The sequence below is a fragment of the Leucobacter manosquensis genome, assembly GCF_018304845.1.
Lineage (GTDB): Bacteria > Actinomycetota > Actinomycetes > Actinomycetales > Microbacteriaceae > Leucobacter > Leucobacter alluvii.
In genome coordinates this window covers 756,787-775,426 of the sequence record NZ_JAFEVO010000001.1, presented here as the reverse complement: position 1 = coordinate 775,426, position 18,640 = coordinate 756,787, and the positions used below count along the sequence as shown (strand labels likewise).

Annotated in this window: 13 protein-coding genes; 7 read left to right on the top strand and 6 right to left on the bottom strand. The window is 66.9% G+C overall.

Annotation, left to right across the window (positions count from 1 at the left end; all coding sequences use genetic code 11):
• Positions 1-5 precede the first annotated feature (5 nt).
• On the bottom strand, positions 6-2,096 hold the full coding sequence (gene uvrB / locus JSQ98_RS03595; RefSeq protein ID WP_090148934.1) for an excinuclease ABC subunit UvrB: 2,091 nt from the start codon (positions 2,094-2,096) through the stop codon (positions 6-8).
• A 101-nt stretch (positions 2,097-2,197) separates the two neighbouring features.
• Between uvrB and JSQ98_RS03590 the strand changes: the two genes are divergently transcribed.
• Complete coding sequence (locus JSQ98_RS03590; protein WP_211648404.1) at positions 2,198-3,334, top strand: serine hydrolase domain-containing protein; 1,137 nt, start codon at positions 2,198-2,200, stop codon at positions 3,332-3,334.
• Here the strand turns inward: JSQ98_RS03590 and JSQ98_RS03585 are convergent, their stop codons facing one another.
• The 5 genes from JSQ98_RS03585 to ileS all read right to left on the bottom strand — a co-directional run bounded on the left by JSQ98_RS03585 (position 3,335) and on the right by ileS (position 10,381).
• Complete coding sequence (locus JSQ98_RS03585) at positions 3,335-4,528, bottom strand: winged helix-turn-helix domain-containing protein (protein WP_211648402.1); 1,194 nt, start codon at positions 4,526-4,528, stop codon at positions 3,335-3,337. It lies immediately after the preceding gene.
• Positions 4,529-4,674: 146 nt separating this feature from the next.
• Positions 4,675-5,091 carry a nucleoside-diphosphate kinase gene (gene ndk, locus JSQ98_RS03580; RefSeq protein ID WP_090148929.1) on the bottom strand — a complete coding sequence of 139 codons (417 nt, stop codon included), beginning with the start codon at positions 5,089-5,091 and terminating at the stop codon, positions 4,675-4,677.
• Between the two features lie 78 nt (positions 5,092-5,169).
• A complete protein-coding gene (locus JSQ98_RS03575; RefSeq protein WP_346728709.1) occupies positions 5,170-5,652 on the bottom strand; it encodes a DUF4233 domain-containing protein in 483 nt (160 codons plus the stop codon).
• A complete protein-coding gene (locus JSQ98_RS03570) occupies positions 5,649-6,989 on the bottom strand; it encodes a bifunctional folylpolyglutamate synthase/dihydrofolate synthase (RefSeq protein ID WP_211648397.1) in 1,341 nt (446 codons plus the stop codon). The genes JSQ98_RS03575 and JSQ98_RS03570 overlap by 4 nt, the downstream gene beginning before the upstream one ends.
• Positions 6,986-10,381 (bottom strand): isoleucine--tRNA ligase, encoded by a 3,396-nt coding sequence (ileS, locus tag JSQ98_RS03565; RefSeq protein ID WP_211648395.1) that lies wholly within the window; start codon positions 10,379-10,381, stop codon positions 6,986-6,988. The genes JSQ98_RS03570 and ileS overlap by 4 nt, the downstream gene beginning before the upstream one ends.
• 681 nt (positions 10,382-11,062) lie before the next feature.
• Here ileS and JSQ98_RS03560 point away from each other — a divergent pair.
• From JSQ98_RS03560 to valS, 6 genes are all read left to right on the top strand, one after another.
• Complete coding sequence (locus JSQ98_RS03560; protein WP_430413591.1) at positions 11,063-12,439, top strand: quaternary amine ABC transporter ATP-binding protein; 1,377 nt, start codon at positions 11,063-11,065, stop codon at positions 12,437-12,439.
• Positions 12,439-13,344, top strand: coding sequence for an ABC transporter permease (locus JSQ98_RS03555; RefSeq protein WP_211648393.1), 906 nt, complete (start codon positions 12,439-12,441; stop codon positions 13,342-13,344). Before JSQ98_RS03560 ends, JSQ98_RS03555 begins: the two co-directional genes overlap by 1 nt.
• Positions 13,345-13,418: 74 nt before the next feature.
• Complete coding sequence (locus JSQ98_RS03550) at positions 13,419-14,330, top strand: glycine betaine ABC transporter substrate-binding protein (protein WP_200328860.1); 912 nt, start codon at positions 13,419-13,421, stop codon at positions 14,328-14,330.
• A gap of 125 nt (positions 14,331-14,455) precedes the next feature.
• Entirely contained in the window at positions 14,456-15,346 is an 891-nt protein-coding gene (locus JSQ98_RS03545) for a glycine betaine ABC transporter substrate-binding protein (RefSeq protein ID WP_090148912.1), read from the top strand.
• Positions 15,347-15,431: 85 nt separating this feature from the next.
• Positions 15,432-15,914, top strand: a complete 483-nt coding sequence (locus JSQ98_RS03540; protein ID WP_200328864.1) for a GyrI-like domain-containing protein — start codon at positions 15,432-15,434, stop codon at positions 15,912-15,914.
• Between the two features lie 130 nt (positions 15,915-16,044).
• Entirely contained in the window at positions 16,045-18,639 is a 2,595-nt protein-coding gene (gene valS, locus JSQ98_RS03535) for a valine--tRNA ligase (RefSeq protein ID WP_211648392.1), read from the top strand.
• The last annotated feature ends 1 nt before the right edge of the window (position 18,640 follow it).

Below are 18,640 nucleotides of genomic sequence, written 5' to 3'. Positions count from 1 at the left end.
CGACGTTACAGGTGTCCCGCTTGGTCCATGCTGCGGAGTTCGCGCTTGATCTCCGAGAGCTCGTCGCGCAGTCGCGCGGCGAGCTCGAACTTCAGCTCCTCGGCCGCGGCCAGCATCTGGTCGGTGAGGTCGCTGATGAGCTCTTCGAGCTTCGCAGCGCCCTCGCCCGCGATCGCTCCGGCGCGCGCTGCCGACTTGCCCTTGCCGCGCTGCGGCGATGGACTCTTTCGCTGCGCGTGTGCACCGGAACGCGAGAGGATGTCTTCGGTGTCGGCCGCTTCGCGATTGAGCATCGCTGTGATGTCGCCGATCTTCTTGCGCAGCGGTTGCGGGTCGAGGCCGCGTTCGGTGTTGTAGGCGACCTGAATCTCGCGACGACGGTTCGTCTCATCGATGGCCTCGCGCATCGAGCGCGTAATCGTGTCTGCGTACATGTGCACCTGGCCCGAGACGTTGCGCGCGGCGCGGCCGATCGTCTGAATGAGCGAGGTACTCGATCGCAGGAACCCCTCTTTGTCGGCGTCGAGGATCGATACGAGCGACACCTCGGGCAAGTCGAGCCCCTCTCGAAGAAGGTTGATGCCGATGAGCACGTCGTACACGCCCGCGCGCAGCTCCGTCAGGAGCTCGACGCGTCGCAGCGTATCGACATCCGAGTGCAGGTAGCGAACCCTGACACCGGCCTCTTCCATGAAGGTCGTCAGCTGCTCGGCCATCTTCTTCGTGAGCGTCGTGACGAGCACTCGCTCATCGCGCTCGGCGCGCACGCGCACCTCTTCGAGCAGATCATCGATCTGACCTTCGCTCGGTTTGATCACGATCTCGGGATCGATGAGTCCGGTCGGGCGGATGATCTGCTCGACGACGCCGTCTGCGCGCTCAAGCTCGTACTTTCCCGGGGTCGCTGAGAGGTAGACGGTCTGACCGACCCGTTCCTTGAACTCGCTGAACTTCAGCGGCCGGTTGTCGAGTGCGCTGGGCAACCGGAACCCATGGTCGACGAGGGTGCGCTTTCGTGACGCGTCTCCCTCGAACATCGCTCCGATCTGCGGCACGGTCACGTGGGACTCGTCGATGACGACGAGGAAGTCGTCGGGAAAGTAGTCGAGCAGGCAGTGCGGCGCCTCGCCCGGTCGCCGTCCGTCCATGTGCATCGAGTAATTCTCGATGCCGGAGCAGAAACCGATCTGCTCCATCATCTCGAGGTCGAAGGTCGTGCGCATGCGCAGACGCTGCTCCTCCACGAGCTTGTTCTGCTGTTTGAGTTCGCGCGTACGACTCTCGAGTTCGTTCGTGATCTGGCCCATCGCCCGGTTCATCACGTCGCGACTGGCAACGTAGTGCGACCCAGGGAACACGGAGATCGTCTCCACCTGCTTGATCACCTCGCCTGTCAGCGGATGCAGGTAGTACAGTGCCTCGATCTCATCGCCGAAGAACTCGATGCGCACCGCGAGCTCTTCGTACATCGGGATGATCTCGACGGTGTCGCCCCGGACACGGAAGTTGCCGCGCACGAACTCGATGTCGTTGCGCTGGTACTGCATGTCGACGAATCGGCGCAGGAGCACGTCGCGGTCGAGCCGATCGCCCACCGCGAGCGGCACCATCGCCTCGTAGTATTCCTCAGGCTTGCCCAAGCCGTAGATGCATGAGACGGTCGACACGACGATGGTGTCGCGCCTGCTGAGCAGGGCATTCGTCGTCGAGTGACGGAGCCGCTCGACCTCTGCGTTCACCGAGGAGTCTTTTTCGATGAACGTATCGGTCTGCGGCACGTAGGCCTCAGGCTGGTAATAGTCGTAATAGCTGACGAAGTACTCGACGGCGTTGTGCGGAAAGAGCTCTCGAAGCTCGCTGGCCAACTGGGCGGCGAGGGTCTTGTTGTGCGCGAGCACGAGCGTCGGGCGCTGCACCGCTTCGATCAACCAGGCCGTCGTCGCGGACTTACCGGTGCCCGTCGCGCCGAGCAGGACCACATCGGTCTCGCCGGCGTTGATGCGACGCGTCAGATCTTCGATTGCGCCGGGCTGATCGCCGCTCGGCTCATAGTCGCTGACCACTTCGAATGGGCGGACGCTACGCGTGGGTTCCATGTCTTCGAGAGTACTCGGGACCACCGACATTCATGATTCCGCGTCGAGAGGGTTGCGCGTCCGCTCTGGTGCGACCATCTCTCGTGTGTTTCACTTGCCGCATGAGTACGCGCGCGAGGTGGGGCCTTAGCGCTGTTCTGCTGAGCGGATTCCTGGTGGCGGGCTGCGCGCCGCTCGCTGCTGACGCGAAGCACGGCGAGGATGCCCCGCATGCCTCCGGTGATGCCGAGACGTTCGCGTCAGCCGTCGATGCGGCACTCGCCGGGAGTGGTGTTCCTGGGGGTGCGATCGTCGTAACGGGCTCCGACGGCGGCAATGCGTTCGAGTACGCCTTCGGCAGAGCAGCGGAGGGTCGCGACGTCACACTGCAGACACCGTTCGCGTATCGCAGCATGACGAAGTCGTTCGTGGGGACGGTCGTCCTCCAGCTCGCCGACGAGGGCGTCCTCTCGCTCTCCGACCCGGTGAGTCTGTACGTGGACGGCGTGCCGAACGGCGATGAGATCACGATCGAGCAGCTCGGAACGATGCGCAGCGGGGTCGCGAACTACTCGGGCTCCCCTCGACTCACCGACCTTCTCGTCGTCGATCCGGCGCGAGAGCCTGCTGTGACCGAGCTCCTGGATCTCGCGTTCCCGGATTCTCCCGAATTCGCCCCAGGCGATGCGTACGAGTACTCGAACACGAATACGCTGCTGCTCGGCGAGGTCATCACGTCTGCGACGGGACGACCATGGTACGACGAGGTCGACGACCGCCTGCTCGCCGCCCTCGATCTCGATTCCGTCACCGACGGTCTCAGCGACAGCGATCGCGATGCGGCCGGGTACCAACTCGCCGACGGCGCCGTCGTGGAGGAACTCCCGTGGGTCGCTCCCGGCTGGTTCGGGGCCGCTGGCGCACTTGCCGGAGACGTCGGGGATCTGGCCGTGTGGGGCCGTGCGCTGGGCACGGGCGCCGAGCTCGCTGCCGACACGCAGCAGTGGAGGCTCGACTCCTTCGGCGCGACGGACGATGACGCGCGCAGTCCGGAGTACGATGCGTACGGCTTCGCCATCGGCGAGATCGACGGCTGGGTCGGGCACACGGGCAACGGTCTCGGATTCCAGGGTCTCGTGATGCACGATCCCGATTCGGGGAGAACGGTCGCCCTGCTGATCAACGGCACCGGAGAGGACCCGGATCTCCCGGCCCACGTCTTCACAGAGATCCTGCCGGTCATCGATGACGCGCCCTGATCACTCGGCCGCTTCGAACCGCAGAGGCAGCTCCAGATTGCCAGCGCCCGACCAGCGCACCTCGGCGAGGCCCTGCCATGCCGCCGCCCGGGCGAGCAGCGCGCGTGCCGCGCTGCCCGTTCGCACTGGCGCGCGCGATTCCCGCCACGCGGCCTGCACGAGCAGCGCGCCGCCCGCGCGGTCCGCCTTCAGATCGAGGCGCCCGGCCATGCGCCCGCCCACCATGAGCGGAAGGCAGTAGTACCCGAACTGCCGCTGCTCTTTGGGGGTGTAGATCTCGATGCGGTAGTGGAAACCGAACATCCGCTCCGCGCGGGGCCGGTACCAGACCATGGGATCGAACGGCGTGAGCAGCGCATCGGGGGCGAGCCGCGAGGGCACCCTGGCGTCGCGGTGCACCCACGCCTCGGAGAACTGGCCGGCAGCGGAGGTCCACCCCTCGACCTGGACCGGGAGCAGTTCGCCCGACTCGACGAGGTCTGCGACGGCCGCTCTCGCCGGCCCCAGCCGGAGCCGGTGATAGTCCGCGAAGTCGGCCAGCGTGCCGATGCCGAGGGAGCGGGCAGCGCGAGAGATGAGCTCGCGTTGAGCGTCTCCAACTGGAGCGCTGCCGAGATGCTGCTCCGGGAGCACGTGATCGGCGAGCGCATACCGGCGCTGGAAGCCCTCACGGCCCGCAGAAGCCACCTCGCCCCAGGCGAAGAGCGTTTCGACGGCGCGTTTCGTTTCGCTCCAGTCCCACCACGGCCCGCGATTCGCCCGCGGGCCGTCCTCGAGGTCGCGTACGAACGATGGGCCATCGCTCTTCAGCCGGGCCCGCACCCGGTCGAGCGCGGGCGCGAGCTGTGCCGCTCTGCCCGTCCGCTCGTCGCGAGCTCTGCGCTCGGCCATGCGCCAGCCGAAGAGCGGCCGATCCTGCACGGGAATGAACGCCGCCTCGTGGGCCCAGTACTCGGTGAACCGGCCGCTCCGCCACAGATGCCGATCGAGCGCCGTGGCGTCGTAGCTCCCATGACGGGAGAACACCGGAAGATAGTGGCTCCGTGCGAAGACATTGACCGAATCGATCTGCAGCACGTGCAAGCGCTCGAGGGCGGCGTCGAACGGGCGGCGTTTGCCGATGCGCGCGGTATTCGCGAAGCCTTGCGCGGCGAGCGCTATGCGCCGCGCCTCTCCGGCTGAGATTGAAAGCATGAGCGTACGCTACCGCGAGCCACGGACACGCTGGGTCGCGTCGTGCGCGGCCGGGACGCGTCCCGCGCAGGGGATCCGCGCACACGGCGGCGCGGCCGCGGAGTGAACTCACCCGCGACCGCGCACCGGCAACTTCATGCCTGACCTCAGGCGAACCAGAGCGCGAGCTCGCGCGCGGCCGACTCCGGCGAATCGGAGCCGTGCACGAGGTTCTGCTGCACCTTCAGGCCCCAGTCGCGGCCGAGGTCGCCGCGGATCGTTCCCGGAGCCGCGGTCGTCGGATCGGTCGTGCCGGCGAGCGACCGGAAGCCCTCGATGACTCGCTCGCCCTGCGCGCGAATCGCGACGGCCGGGCCCGAGGCCATGAATTCGAGCAACGGCTCGTAGAACGGCTTGCCCTCGTGCTCCGCGTAGTGCGCGGCGAGCAGTTCGCGATCGGGGGCGACGAGACGGAGATCCGCGAGCCGATAGCCCTTCGCCTCGATGCGCCGGATGATCTCGCCGGTGAGGCCGCGAGCGACACCGTCGGGCTTCACCAGGATCAGTGTTTCTTCAACCGACATACGTACTCCTCATGGGTCGGGGGCGGGAAAACTCGCAAGCGGCCGCGCAGATGCGCTCCGATCTGAGAGTGTATCGAATCAGGCGGCGCCGCCCTGTGCCGCTACCCAGGCCGCGCGGTCGCGGTCGATGCGCGCGCCGCGCACCATGCAGTAGACCCAGAGGGCGGTGAACAGCACGCTCACGATGAGCGACATCGGCAGGATGATCGCGGTGAGCAGCATCAAGACGTGCACGACCCATCCGACCAGGATGCCGAAACGGCCGCGCCGCATACTGACGAGGGCGATCAGGATCGCGACTCCGAGTCCACCGCCGAGGACGAGTCCCAGCTCCCGCGGTTCGAGCGCACTCAGCCCGAAGATCGTCAGGCCGAAGAGCGCCACGATGAAGAGTTCGAAGCCCAGAACGATCGAGGCGAGCGCCTTCTGCGTCGATGTGGGTCCGCGCCGTGCCCCGGCGATGCGCATCGCGGAGTTGTGCGCGACAGTCTCAGAAGGAGAGAGGACGAGTTCCGGCTCGCCGTCGTCGTCCGGCCGGCGTGGTGCCTCAGCGCCGTTCACGCTGCGCCCCAGCCCTCGGAGCGGGCGAACGCGATGGCCTCGCCCGCGAGGAGCACTGAACCGACGACGAGTACTGCCCGTCCCTCGGCGCGCATCGCCCATCCTCGTGCTTCTTCGAGCGCCTCGGGGAGCGACTCGGCGATCTCGATCGGGGTGCCGGGGATCTCGTCCTCGGCGATCTGCTGGAGATCATCGGCCGGGATGCTCCGCGGCGAGTCGACGGGTGCGACGGTCACGCGATGCGCGATGGGCGCGAGCGTCGCCATCAGGCCGGAGACGTCCTTCTCCTCGAGGACGCCGACGACCAGGGCGAGCTCTGCGAAGGTGAAGGACTCAGCCACCGCCGAGACGAGCGCCGCAGCACCGTGGGGGTTGTGCGCCGCATCCACATAGACGACGGGCTCGGTGCCGATGAGCTGCAGACGTCCGGGCGAGGTCAGCGAACCGAAACCGTCGTCGAGCACTGCTTCCGGCAGCGGGCGACTCGCACCGAAGAACGCCTCGGCCGCTGCGATCGCAAGTGCTGCGTTCTCCGCCTGGTGGTGACCGAACAACGGTACGAAGATCGGATCGTACGACTGGCCGCTGAGACCGACGACATCGATCTGCCGGCCGCCGACCGCGAGACGATCGTCGACGAGCGCGAAGTCGCGCCCCAGCAGCGCGAGCGCCGCATCGTGCCGCTCCGCCGCTTCTTCGAGCTCGGCGAGCGCGTCGGGTTCCTGCGCCGCTGACACGACCACGGATCCGTTCTTAATGATGCCCGCCTTGGTGCGTGCGATCGTCGCGACGTCGGATCCCAGGATGCTCGTGTGGTCGAGGTCGATCGGGGTGAACACGGCGACGCGAGCATCCACGATGTTCGTCGCGTCCCACTCGCCGCCCATGCCGACCTCGACGACCGCCACGTCGACCGGCGCGTCGGCGAAGACGGCGAAGGCGAGCACAGCGAGGGCCTCGAAGAACGTGATCCGACCGTGGCCGGCCTCGGCGAGTTCTGCATCGACGACTTCGAGCGGCACCTGCAATTCATCCCATGCCGCGGCGAGCACATCGCCGTCGACGGACTCGCCGTCGAGCTGGAACCGCTCGGTGAAATCGACGAGATGCGGACTGGTGAAGAGCCCCGTCCGCAGACCGTGCGCCCGCATCAACGACGCGATGGCGCGGCTGGTCGAGGTCTTCCCGTTCGTTCCCGCGACCTGGATGACGGGGAACGAGAGCTGCGGCGACCCCGCGAGTTCGGCGAGCCGCCGCACCGGGTCGATGCGCGGTCGCGGCTGCGCCTCTCCGACGCGCTCGAGCAGAGCGGCGTAGACGCGTTCCGCGCCGGTCATGCCACGACTCCCGCCTGCTGCGATGCCGCTTCCGTGGCATCGATGGTGATGACGATCGCCGCCTTCTCGGCGCCGATCGCCCGCGCTGCCGACACGTGAACGCCGTTGCCGGGCGAGGAGATATCGTCGGCGATCGCATCGATGCCGATGGCCTCCTGCACGGCGAACCCTTCAGCCAGCGTTTCGGCGGCGATGAGCGAGGAGTGCATCTGCAGTGCGGCGGCGTGCTCGGGCTCTGCGTTCAACGCCAGCACGATCCGATCGCTGACCTCGAGCCCGGCGTTCTTCCGCGCCTCCTGCACCGCACGGATCGCGTCACGAGCGATGCCCTCAGCCTCGAGTTCGGGGGTCAGCGTCGTGTCGAGCAGCGCAAAACCGCCCCCTGGCAGCAGGGTGAGCGCCGGGCCGCCCTCGGCGTCGTCTCCCGCTCGAAGCGTGAGCTCGTACTCGTGCGGTTCGAGGGCGATGCCGCCCGCGATGACGACTCCGCCGTCCTCGCTCCAATCGCCCGACTTGGCCGCCTTGATCGCCTGCTGCACCTGCTTGCCGAGACGGGGCCCAGCGGCGCGTGCGTTGACGGCGAGCGTCTGCACGATGCCGTGCTCCTGCGCGCTCGTCTCCGTCTGCTCGACGAGCGTGACCGATTTGACGTTCAGCTCTTCCCGGAGAATGTCCGCAAACGGGGCAACGGCGTCCGGGTGCTCGACCACGACCGTCAGCTCGGCGAGCGGGAGGCGGACGCGAAGGCCGCGGCTCTTGCGCAGGGCGAGCGTCTGGGAGGTGATCTGACGCACCTCGTCCATCGCCTGCACCAGGGTGTCGTCCGCGGGGAACTCGGCCGCCTCGGGCCAGTCCGCGAGGTGCACCGATCGGCCGCCGGTGAGCCCGCGCCACAGTTCTTCGGTGACGAGGGGCGCGAGGGGAGCCGCGACGCGCGCGACGGTTTCGAGCACGGTGAACAGCGTGTCGAAGGCCTGGCGGTTCTCGCCCGCGCCTTGATCCCCGCCGGTCCCCGCCCAGAAGCGATCGCGCGAGCGGCGCACGTACCAGTTCGTGAGCACCTCTGCGAACCCTCGCAGGGCGTCGGCGGCGGAGGTGGTGTCGAGCGCGTCGAGATGGGCCTCGACATCTCGTACGAGCCGTCCGGTCTTGGCGAGGATGTAGCGGTCGAGCGGATCGACGGAGTCGGTGCGGCGCTCGGCCGTGACGCCGTCGGCGTTCGCGTAGAGCGAGAAGAAGTACCACGTGTTCCAGAGGGGCAGGATGAACTGTCGAACGCCCTCCCGGATTCCCTCCTCAGTCACGACGAGGTTGCCGCCGCGCACGACGGGCGAAGCCATGAGGAACCAGCGCATCGCGTCCGACCCGTCGCGATCGAAGACTTCGTTCACGTCGGGATAGTTGCGGAGCGACTTCGACATCTTGTTGCCGTCGGAGCCGAGCACGATGCCGTGGCTGATCACGTTCGTGAACGCCGGGCGGTCGAACAGCGCGGTCGCGAGCACATGCTGGACGTAGAACCATCCCCGCGTCTGGCCGATGTACTCGACGATGAAGTCCGCGGGCTGATGGGTCTCGAACCACTCCTGGTTCTCGAACGGGTAGTGGGCTTGGGCGAACGGCATCGATCCGGAGTCGAACCACACGTCGAGCACGTCCTCGATCCGGCGCATGGTGGAGCGCCCGGTCGGATCGTCGGGATTGGGGCGCGTGAGTCCGTCGATGTAGGGGCGGTGCAGGTCGATGTCGCCGGATTCGTTGCGGGGCAATGCTCCGAAGTCGGCTTCGAGTTCTGCGACGGAGCCGTACACGTCGACCCTCGGGTACTCCGGGTCATCGCTCTTCCACACCGGAATGGGGCTGCCCCAGTAGCGGTTGCGACTGATCGACCAGTCGCGCGCCCCCTCGAGCCATTTCCCGAACTGACCGTGCTTGACGTTCTCGGGCACCCAGGTGATCTGCTCGTTCGTCTCGAGCATGCGTTCCTTGATGTCGGTGACGCGCACGAACCAGCTGGACACCGCCTTGTAGATGAGCGGGTTGCGGCAGCGCCAGCAGTGCGGGTACGAGTGCTCGTAGCTCTGCTCGCGGAGCAGCCGCCCGCGCTCGCGCACCAGGCGGATCAATGGGCGGTTCGCGTCCATCCAGAGCTCACCGGCGACGTCGGTCACCGCGCTGATGAAGCGGCCCCCGGCATCGACGCTGACGATCGTCGGCATTCCCGCCGCCGTCGTGATCCGGTAGTCGTCCTCGCCGTACGCTGGCGACTGGTGCACGATGCCGGTGCCGTCGGTGGTCGAGACGTAGTCATCGACGAGGATCTGCCAGCAGTTCTCCGTGCCCCAGGTCTCGGCATCTGCGAAGTAGTCGAAGAGCGGGGCGTACGTCACACCCGAAAGGTCGGAGCCGCGCACCGTGCGGGACACCGCGGAGACGGCATCCTCGATCGAGGCGTATCCCAGGTCCTTGGCATGCGCTCCGACCAGATCCTGCGCGAGCAGGTACTGCGCCGTTCCGGCCGCACCGCCGTCGCCGGCGCCGCCGGGTCCGGCGGGCACCACGGCGTAGTCGATGTCAGGCCCCACCGCGAGAGCGGCATTCGTCGGCAGCGTCCATGGAGTCGTCGTCCAGGCGAGGGCGCGAACGCCGGTCAGATCGAGCTGTGCCGCGCGGTCCCCCGAGAGCGGGAACGCGACGGTGACCGAGGGATCCTGGCGCATCTGATAGACATCGTCGTCCATGCGCAGCTCGTGGTTCGACAGCGGGGTCTCATCGCGCCAGCAGTACGGCAGAATGCGCGATCCCTCGTACGCGAGCCCGTCGTCGTAGAGCTTCTTGAACGCCCAGATGACACTTTCCATGTAGCTGAGATCGAGAGTCTTGTAGCCGTTCTCGAAGTCCACCCACCGGGCCTGACGTGTGACGTACTCCTCCCACTCGCGCGTGTACTGCAGCACAGAGGCGCGCGCCTTCCCGTTGAACGCCGCGACGCCCATCTCCTCGATCTCCGACTTCTCGGTGATGCCGAGCTGCTTCATCGCCTCGAGTTCAGCGGGGAGGCCGTGCGTGTCCCAACCGAAGCGTCGCTCCACCTTCTTGCCGCGCATCGTCTGGAATCGCGGGAAGACGTCCTTCGCGTACCCGGTCAGCAGGTGACCGTAGTGAGGCAGGCCGTTCGCGAACGGCGGTCCGTCGTTGAAGACCCATTCCGGTGCGCTCTCTCGCTGACGAATCGAGGCGCGGAACGTGTCGTCCGCCGCCCAGAAGTCGAGCACGCGTCGTTCGATCTCGGGAAGCCGCGGCGAAGCGGCGACGCCGAAGGCGGCACCCGCGTGCGGGTCTGCGGCTGATGCGGTGGACGGGGTTCCCGTGGGCTGCTGAGGGTACGGCATGGGTTCCTTCTCGGTTCCGGCGTGAGTGTTGTTGCCTGCGCCGGGACGAGGTCCGGATCGCTCTCCGTCACCCGCGGTACCACCCCGCTTGCCGCTCGCGGCTCCCGTCGGGAGACACATCGACCACTTCATTGGGCGATGACGGGCCCGACCCGTTCGGTTCTACTGGGCGGCCCGCACCCTGTTACATCCGAGAGCGTCGAACCGCTGTTCTTCCGAAGACTCCCCGATGATGGTCGGTTCGCAGTCGTTGAAGCCAGTCTAGCGCAGCGTTGGGCGGTCTTCACCATGCGACGAGGGGCTTCGGCGGCGGGCCGGAAGTGCGCCGTTGGTAACGAACGAGTAACGATGCGGTTAGCGAAAAATACCAGATCATCGCGGAGAATCACCCCGCCTGAGCGCCGCATCCGCCCGGGCGCGCCTTGCACTCCATTGCACGACGTTGTTAGCGTCGTCTCAGCGTTGAGGGCGGCCGCGTGCCATTCTTCCTGATCCGCTCCGGGACATCCAGCGCCGAAATTCGGTGCCCCGGAGTGCGGGAAGTCGAGTGCGGCCCGATCCTCCGCAATACGAACTGGCCAATTGAGAGGCTGCCGAGCGACGCTTGCGCCGCGATCGCCGCGATCCCGCGAGTCGCCGGCGTGCCTCCGATTTCGTCGTGCCAAGAACGAGGAGTTTACAGTGACCAGTACAACGGAACAGCCCGGGGTTGCGGGCGAAGTGCGGCCGGGTGAAACCCCAGATACGGTGTCGCCCGCGATCGCGGTCTCCCACGCCTACAAGGTGTTCGGGCGACGCCCCAGAGAGGTCGTCAAGCGCCTCCGGAAGGGCGCAACGCGGGAAGAAGTCCGCGGGCAGGGCACCGCGGCTGTGATCGACACGAGCTTCAGCGTCAATCAAGGCGAGATCTTCGTGGTGATGGGCCTGTCGGGTTCCGGCAAGTCGACCCTGATCCGCATGCTCAACGGCCTGAACGACACGACTGACGGGTCGATCACAGTCTTCGGCACCGAGGTCGTCGGCCTGAGCGGACAAGAACTGCGCGAGCTGCGTCGCGACCGGATGTCGATGGTGTTCCAGCACTTCGCACTGCTCCCCCACCGCAGTGTCCTCGACAACGTCGCCTACGGACTCGAGTTGCAGGGCGTTGCGCCAGCGGAGCGTCGAGAGCGAGCGCAGCACTGGCTCACGCGCGTCGGTCTGGGCGGCTGGGAGGAGCACTTGCCCGGTGAGCTCTCGGGCGGCATGCAGCAGCGCGTCGGCATCGCCCGCGCGTTCGCCGCTGACACCGACATCCTGCTCATGGATGAAGCGTTCTCAGCGCTGGACCCGCTGATTCGGCGAGAGATGCAGGAGCAGCTCGTCGAACTGCAGCAGGAGCTCAACAAGACGATCGTCTTCATCACGCACGACCTGAATGAGGCGATGTTCCTGGGCGACCGCATCGCCGTCATGCGCGACGGGAGGATCGTGCAGGTCGGAACGCCGAACGACATCCTCACCGACCCGGCCAACGATTACGTCGCCCAGTTCGTGCAGGACGTCGATCGCGCCCGAGTGCTCACCGCGGGAGACGTGATGGAGCCGCCCCGCGCCGTGGTCCCGGCGACCGCCGGCCCGCGCACCGCGCTGCGCACCATGCGCGATCTGCAGACGTCGGCCTGCTTCGTCACGTCCGCGTCACGCAAGCTGCTCGGCGTCGTCCGCGATAAGGATGTGCTGCGCCAGGTCCGCGAAGGCGGTACCGACATCACGGAGCGCCTCCGGCCCACGCCCTCGATCGTGAAGCGCGATCAGTACATCTCCGAGCTCTTCGAGCTCGCAGTGGAGAGTCCGCTGCCCGTGGCTGTGACCGACGACCAGGATCGGCTCATCGGCGTCGTTCCGCGCGTCACGCTCCTCGCAGCACTGACCGACCTCCCGACCATGACGACGGAGATTCCGATCATCGAACCGACACCGACCGTGTCGGCGGCGATGATCTCAGAGACACTGGGCGATGCTCCGGAGAGCGCCGCCGGAGCCGGGTTCGCACCCGAGAATGAGGAGGTGCGCTGATGGACGACTTCCGCATTCCCCTCGGCGACTGGGTAGCCGATGGACTCAACTGGTTCAAGGCGACGTTCGACGGCTTCCTCGACGTTGTCACCCTGGTGATCAAGTTCCTCGTCGAGGGGCTGGCCGACGGACTGACGTCCGTTCCCTTCCCCGTCCTCATCATCGTGTTCGGGCTGATCGGCTGGCTGCTGCGCTCCTGGCAGCTCGCGGTCGGCACCGTCATCACGATGCTCCTCGTCGTCGGCATGGGCCAGTGGGAGAATGCGATGCTGACGCTCGCGCTCGTGCTCATCGCAGCCCTCATCGCCATCGTCGTCGCGATCCCGCTCGGCATCGCGGCAGCGCGGAGCGATACGTTCAGCGCGATCCTGAAGCCCGTGCTCGACTTCATGCAGACGATGCCGGCCTTCGTCTACCTGATCCCCGCCGTGATCTTCTTCAGCATCGGGTTCGTGCCGGGCGTCTTCGCAACGGTCCTGTTCTCGGTCGCTCCCGGCGTGAGGTTCACCGAACTCGGCATCCGCGGAGTCGACTCCGAGACGGTCGAGGCCGGCTACGCATTCGGAGCCGCACCGGGGAAGATCCTCCGAGGCATCCAGTTGCCGCTCGCGATGCCGACCATCATGGCAGGCATCAACCAGGTGATCATGCTCGCCCTCTCGATGGCCGTCGTCGCCGGTATGGCCGGCGCGAACGGACTCGGCAAGGAGGTCGTCGCGGCCATCTCGACCCTGAACATCGCGCAGGGCGTCGAGGCCGGCCTGAGCGTCGTGATCCTCGCCGTCTTCCTCGACCGCGTGACCGCAGCCCTCGGCAATCCCGGCGATTACAAGCACTCGCTGCTGGGCGGCATCCGCCGCCGCCGTGACGCGCGCCGCACGGGCGCGCTCGCCAGGGCCGCATGACGCACCGCACGAACCCCTCGAAACACACGTACCCCCACACCGTGCGCCCCGCGCACGAAACGAAAGGACGAAGTATGCAGAAGCGCACTCTCACCGGAATGCTGGCTCTGGGAGCCGCCGCAACCCTCGCCCTTGCAGGCTGCTCCGGCAATGGGTCCGGCAGCGGCTCCGACGGCGACGGCGGCGGCGAGAACGGCACCGTCACACTGGGCTACCTGCCGGGTTGGACGGACGGGCTCAGCACCGCCTACCTGCTCGAGGATCAGCTCGGCAAGATGGGCTACGACGTCGAGATGGAAGAGCTGACCGATGCGGGCGTGCTCTACGCAGGACTCGCCGGTGGAGACTTCGACATCTACCCCTCAGCATGGCCGGAGGTGACGCACGCCTCGTACATGGAGGAATTCGGCGACCAGATCGAGGATCTCGGCGGCTACTACGACGGCGCCGTTCTGACGCTTGCAGTGCCCGAGTACGTCGACATCGACTCCATCGAAGACCTCGCCGGTGAAGCGGATCGATTCGGCGGCGAGATCATCGGCATCGAGCCGGGCGCAGGACTGACCGCGCAGACGCAGGACGTCGCGATGCCGGAGTACGGCCTGGACGGCGACTTCGAGCTCGTGACCTCCTCCACCGCGACCATGCTCGCGACGCTGCAGGACAAGATCGACAACGAAGAAGACGTCGTCGTGACGCTCTGGCGCCCGTTCTGGGCGAACGATGCCTTCCCGCTGAAGGATCTCGAGGACCCGAAGGGTGCGATGGGCGAGCCCGAGACCCTGCACTTCCTGGGGAAGAAGGGTCTCTCGGAGGAGTACCCCGAGGTCGCCGACTACATCGCCGACATCAAGCTCGACGACGTCGCCTACGGCGCGCTCGAGAGCATGGTCACCGGTGACGAGTACAAGGACGACCCCGAGGCCGCCGTCGATGCATGGCTCGAGGAGTACGGCGATGCGTACCCGGGTCTGATCACCAGCTGACCGATCCGTCGTTTCCCTTCGGGGAATCACGCAGTACGAAAGGAGCCCTTCCCGAAACACCGTTCCGGGAAGGGCTCCTTTTTTCATGCCGCACAGCGGCACCACGCTTTACGAAAGGACACCATTTGCAGTTCCGCACCCTCACTTCTGCTCTCGCACTCACCGCAGCAGCCGCTCTGGCGCTCGCCGGATGTTCTGCCGAAGACGCCGCCGATGCCAGCGCAGACAGCATCACCATCGGCTACGTCCCCTCCTGGAGCGATGGCAAGACCAGCGGCTTCCTCCTCAAGGACCAGTTCGAAAAGCTCGGCTACGACGTTGAGATGCAGGAGCTCACTGAGGCAGCCGTGCTGTACACGAGTCTCGCGGAGGGCAGCATCGACGTCTTCTCGGGTGCTTGGACCGAGCGCACGCAGGCCGAGTACGTCGCGGGGCGGGAAGATGACTTCGAGGATCTCGGCACCTGGTACGACAACGGCACGATCACCCTCTCGGTGCCCGACTATGTCGATATCACGTCACTCGAAGAACTCGCGCCGAGTGCCGATCGATTCGACGGGAAGATCATCGGCATCGAGCCGAGCGCGGGTCAGATGAAGCACACGGAGGAAGTCGGCATGCCTGCCTACGGACTCGACAGTGAGTTCTCCCTCGTGTCCTCGTCGACGGCGGCGATGCTCGCCTCGGTGAGCGACGCGGTCGAGACCGGCGACGACATCGTCGTGACGAGCTGGCGCCCGTTCTGGGCGAACGAGGTGTACGGCCTGCGCGACCTCGAAGACCCGAAGGGTGTCATGGGCACCCCCGAGGGCATTCATGTGCTCGCGACCCAGGGATTCACCGAGCGCTTTTCCGACGCGGCAGACTACGCCGCAGATTTCAAGCTGAACGACGAGGCCTTCAGCACGCTCGAGAACGCGATGACGAACGAATACGAGGTGGGTGAAGAGGCCGAGGCCGTCGACGCCTGGATCGACGAGCACCCCGACGCATTCCCCGGCCTGCTCGCCGAATAGAGAAATCAGGAGCGCCCGGCGCCGTTGCCGCGTAGGATCGGCGACGTCGGGCGCTTCCGGCTCGGCCTGTCATCGAGGAGAGACCATGAGCGATTCAGCCCTCGCACCCGAGATCGAATCCCGACCCGAAGTGCACCTGGCCGTCGTGCGGGAGACCGTTCCGTTCGACCGCATTCCCGAGCTCTACGACCGCGCGTACCCGGCGATCTTCCAGGCGTTGGCAGAGACAGGCGTGTCTCCGGCCGCCGCCCCGATGGGCGTGATGCACGGCTCCCCGGCGGCGGAGGGCCTCGACCTGTCGGTGGCCGTGCCGATCCCTCAGCCATACACCGGAACCGGCGGCGGGATCACGGCCGAGACGATTCCGGCCGCCCGCACCGCCACGATGCTGCTGCGCGGTGACTTCAGCGGGCTGTCGGCCGCTTACGAGCGTCTCTACGCCTGGATCAGCGAGCGGGGAGAGCAGCCGACCGGCATCGCCTGGGAGCAGTACCTCACCGAACCCGAGCCCGGCGGCGACCCTGCCCTCAACGAGACGCTGATCGGGGTGCAGCTCGCCGGTGACTGAGGGCCGGTAAGCTGGATCCACACCATCAGGCACCAGCGCGGCGATGAGCTGCCGCGCGACCACGCGGTGCCGTCCACATCGAACCCCGATGCCGCAGCTGAGCGCGGTATCGAGAAGCGGAGCCCCACGCATGAGCGCGATTCCCGACAAGCCCGTACTCGAAGGCCTCGAAGCGAAATGGGGCCCGGTGTGGGAGGAAGCCGGCACGTACGCCTTCCCGCGAGCGCGCGCTTCCCGGGAGAACGTCTACAGCATCGACACGCCCCCGCCGACGGCGTCGGGATCGCTGCACGTGGGACACGTCTTCTCGTACACGCACACCGATACCATCGCGCGGTACCAGCGCATGCAGGGCAAGGCCGTCTTCTACCCGATGGGGTGGGACGACAACGGGCTGCCGACGGAGCGACGCGTGCAGAACTACTACGGCGTGCGCTGCGATCCGTCGCTGCCGTACGTCGAGGGATTCGTCCCTCCGCACGAAGGGGGCGACGGCAAGAGCATCAAAGCGGCGGATCAGCAGCCGATCTCCCGCCGCAACTTCATCGAGCTGTGCGAGCGCCTCACCGAGGAGGACGAGCAGCAGTTCGAGGCGCTCTGGCGCACGCTCGGGCTCTCCGTCGACTGGAAGCAGAGCTACCGAACGATCGGAGCCGAGTCGCTGCGCGCGTCCCAGCTCGCCTTCCTCCGCAACGTCCAGCGCGGCGAGGCCTACCAGGCCCAGGCGCCGACCCTGTGGGACGTGACGTTCCGCACAGCGGTCGCCCAGGCGGAGCTCGAGGATCGCGATCAGCCGAGCGCCTATCACACGCTCGCCTTCCACAAGTCGGACGGATCGGGTGACATCCTCATCGACACCACGCGTCCCGAACTGCTCGCAGCGTGCGTCGCGCTCGTCGCGCACCCCGACGATGAGCGCTTCCAGCCGCTCTTCGGCTCGACAGTGCGCACTCCCCTGTTCGACGTCGAGGTGCCGATCCTGGCCCACCATCTCGCGCAGAAGGACAAGGGCACCGGAATCGCGATGATCTGCACGTTCGGCGATGTGACCGATGTGGTCTGGTGGCGCGAACTCGACCTGCCGAACCGTGCCATCCTCGGATTCGACGGCCGCGTGATCTCCGAGGCGCCCGACGTCATCACGAGCGAGACCGGGCGGGCAGCCTACGCGGAGATCGCGGGCAAGACTGTGTTCAGTGCGAAGCAGATCGTCGTCGACTCGCTGCGCGCCTCCGGCGAACTCGTCGGCGACATCCGCAAGATCACGCATCCCGTCAAGTTCTTCGAGAAGGGCGACAAGCCGCTCGAAATCGTTTCGACCCGCCAGTGGTACGTCGTGAACGGTGCTCGCGATGAGGCGCTCCGCGATCGCCTGCTCGCGCACGGGCGAGAGCTCGAGTGGCATCCCGACTTCATGCGCGTGCGCTACGAGAACTGGGTCGAGGGCCTCTCCGGTGATTGGCTGATCTCGCGTCAGCGCTTCTTCGGTGTCGCGATCCCGGTGTGGTACCCGCTCGACGCCGACGGCAATCCGGTCTTCGACGAGCCGATCCTGCCGAGTGAGGATCAGCTGCCCGTCGACCCGTCGAGTGACGTCCCCGCCGGGTACACGGCCGATCAGCGCGGAGTCGCAGGCGGGTTCCAGGGCGAGGTCGACGTGATGGACACGTGGGCGACCTCTTCGCTCACCCCGCAGCTCGCGGGCGGCTGGGAGCGCGACCCGGAGCTGTTCGATCTCGTATACCCGTTCAGTCTCCGGCCGCAGGGTCAGGACATCATCCGGACGTGGTTGTTCTCGACGCTGCTGCGTTCGGAGCTCGAGTGCGGCCAGCTGCCGTGGCAGCACGCGGGCATCTCCGGGTGGATCCTGGATCCCGATCGGAAGAAGATGTCGAAGTCGAAGGGCAACGTGGTGACGCCCGCCGGCATGCTCGAGCAGCACGGGTCGGACGCTGTGCGCTACTGGGCGGCCTCGGCGAAGCTCGGCACGGATGCGGCGTTCGACCCGCAGAATCCGACGCAGATCAAGATCGGCCGTCGTCTGGCGATCAAGCTGCTGAACGCGGCGAAATTCACCCTCAGTTTCAACGACTCGGGCGCCGGGACCGTCACGGAAGCGCTCGACCGCGCCGTGCTCGCCGGACTCGCGGGAGTGATCGAGCAGGCGACGCGCGCATTCGAGAACTACGACCATGCTCGTGCACTCGAGCTGACCGAATCGTATTTCTGGACCTTCTGCGACGACTATCTCGAGCTCGTGAAGGAGCGCGCGCACAACGGTGAGGGCCAGTCGCGGGCGTCTGCAGTGACCGCCCTGCGCACCTCGCTCTCCGTGTTCGTGCGCCTGCTCGCGCCGTTCCTGCCGTATGCCACGGAGGAAGTGTGGTCGTGGTTCGGCGAAGGGTCTGTGCACCAGGCCGACTGGCCCGTGCCGGAGGAGGCCGCCTCACTCGCCGGGGACAGCGCCGACGCCGCATTGCTCGGCCTCGTCGGCGAGGCGCTCGTGGGCATCCGCGGAGCGAAGACGGCCGCGAAGGCCTCGCAGAAGACCCCGGTGTCGATCGCGGTCGTGCAGGCCCGGCAGCCCGATCTCGCCCGCCTCGAGTCGGCCTCGGCTGATCTCGCCGCAGTCGGAAAGATCGCCGAGCTTCGGATCGAGGCCGGCCCGGACGATCTGAGCGGAGTCACCGTCGCCGACATCCAGCTCGCACCAGTGGAGGCGTGAC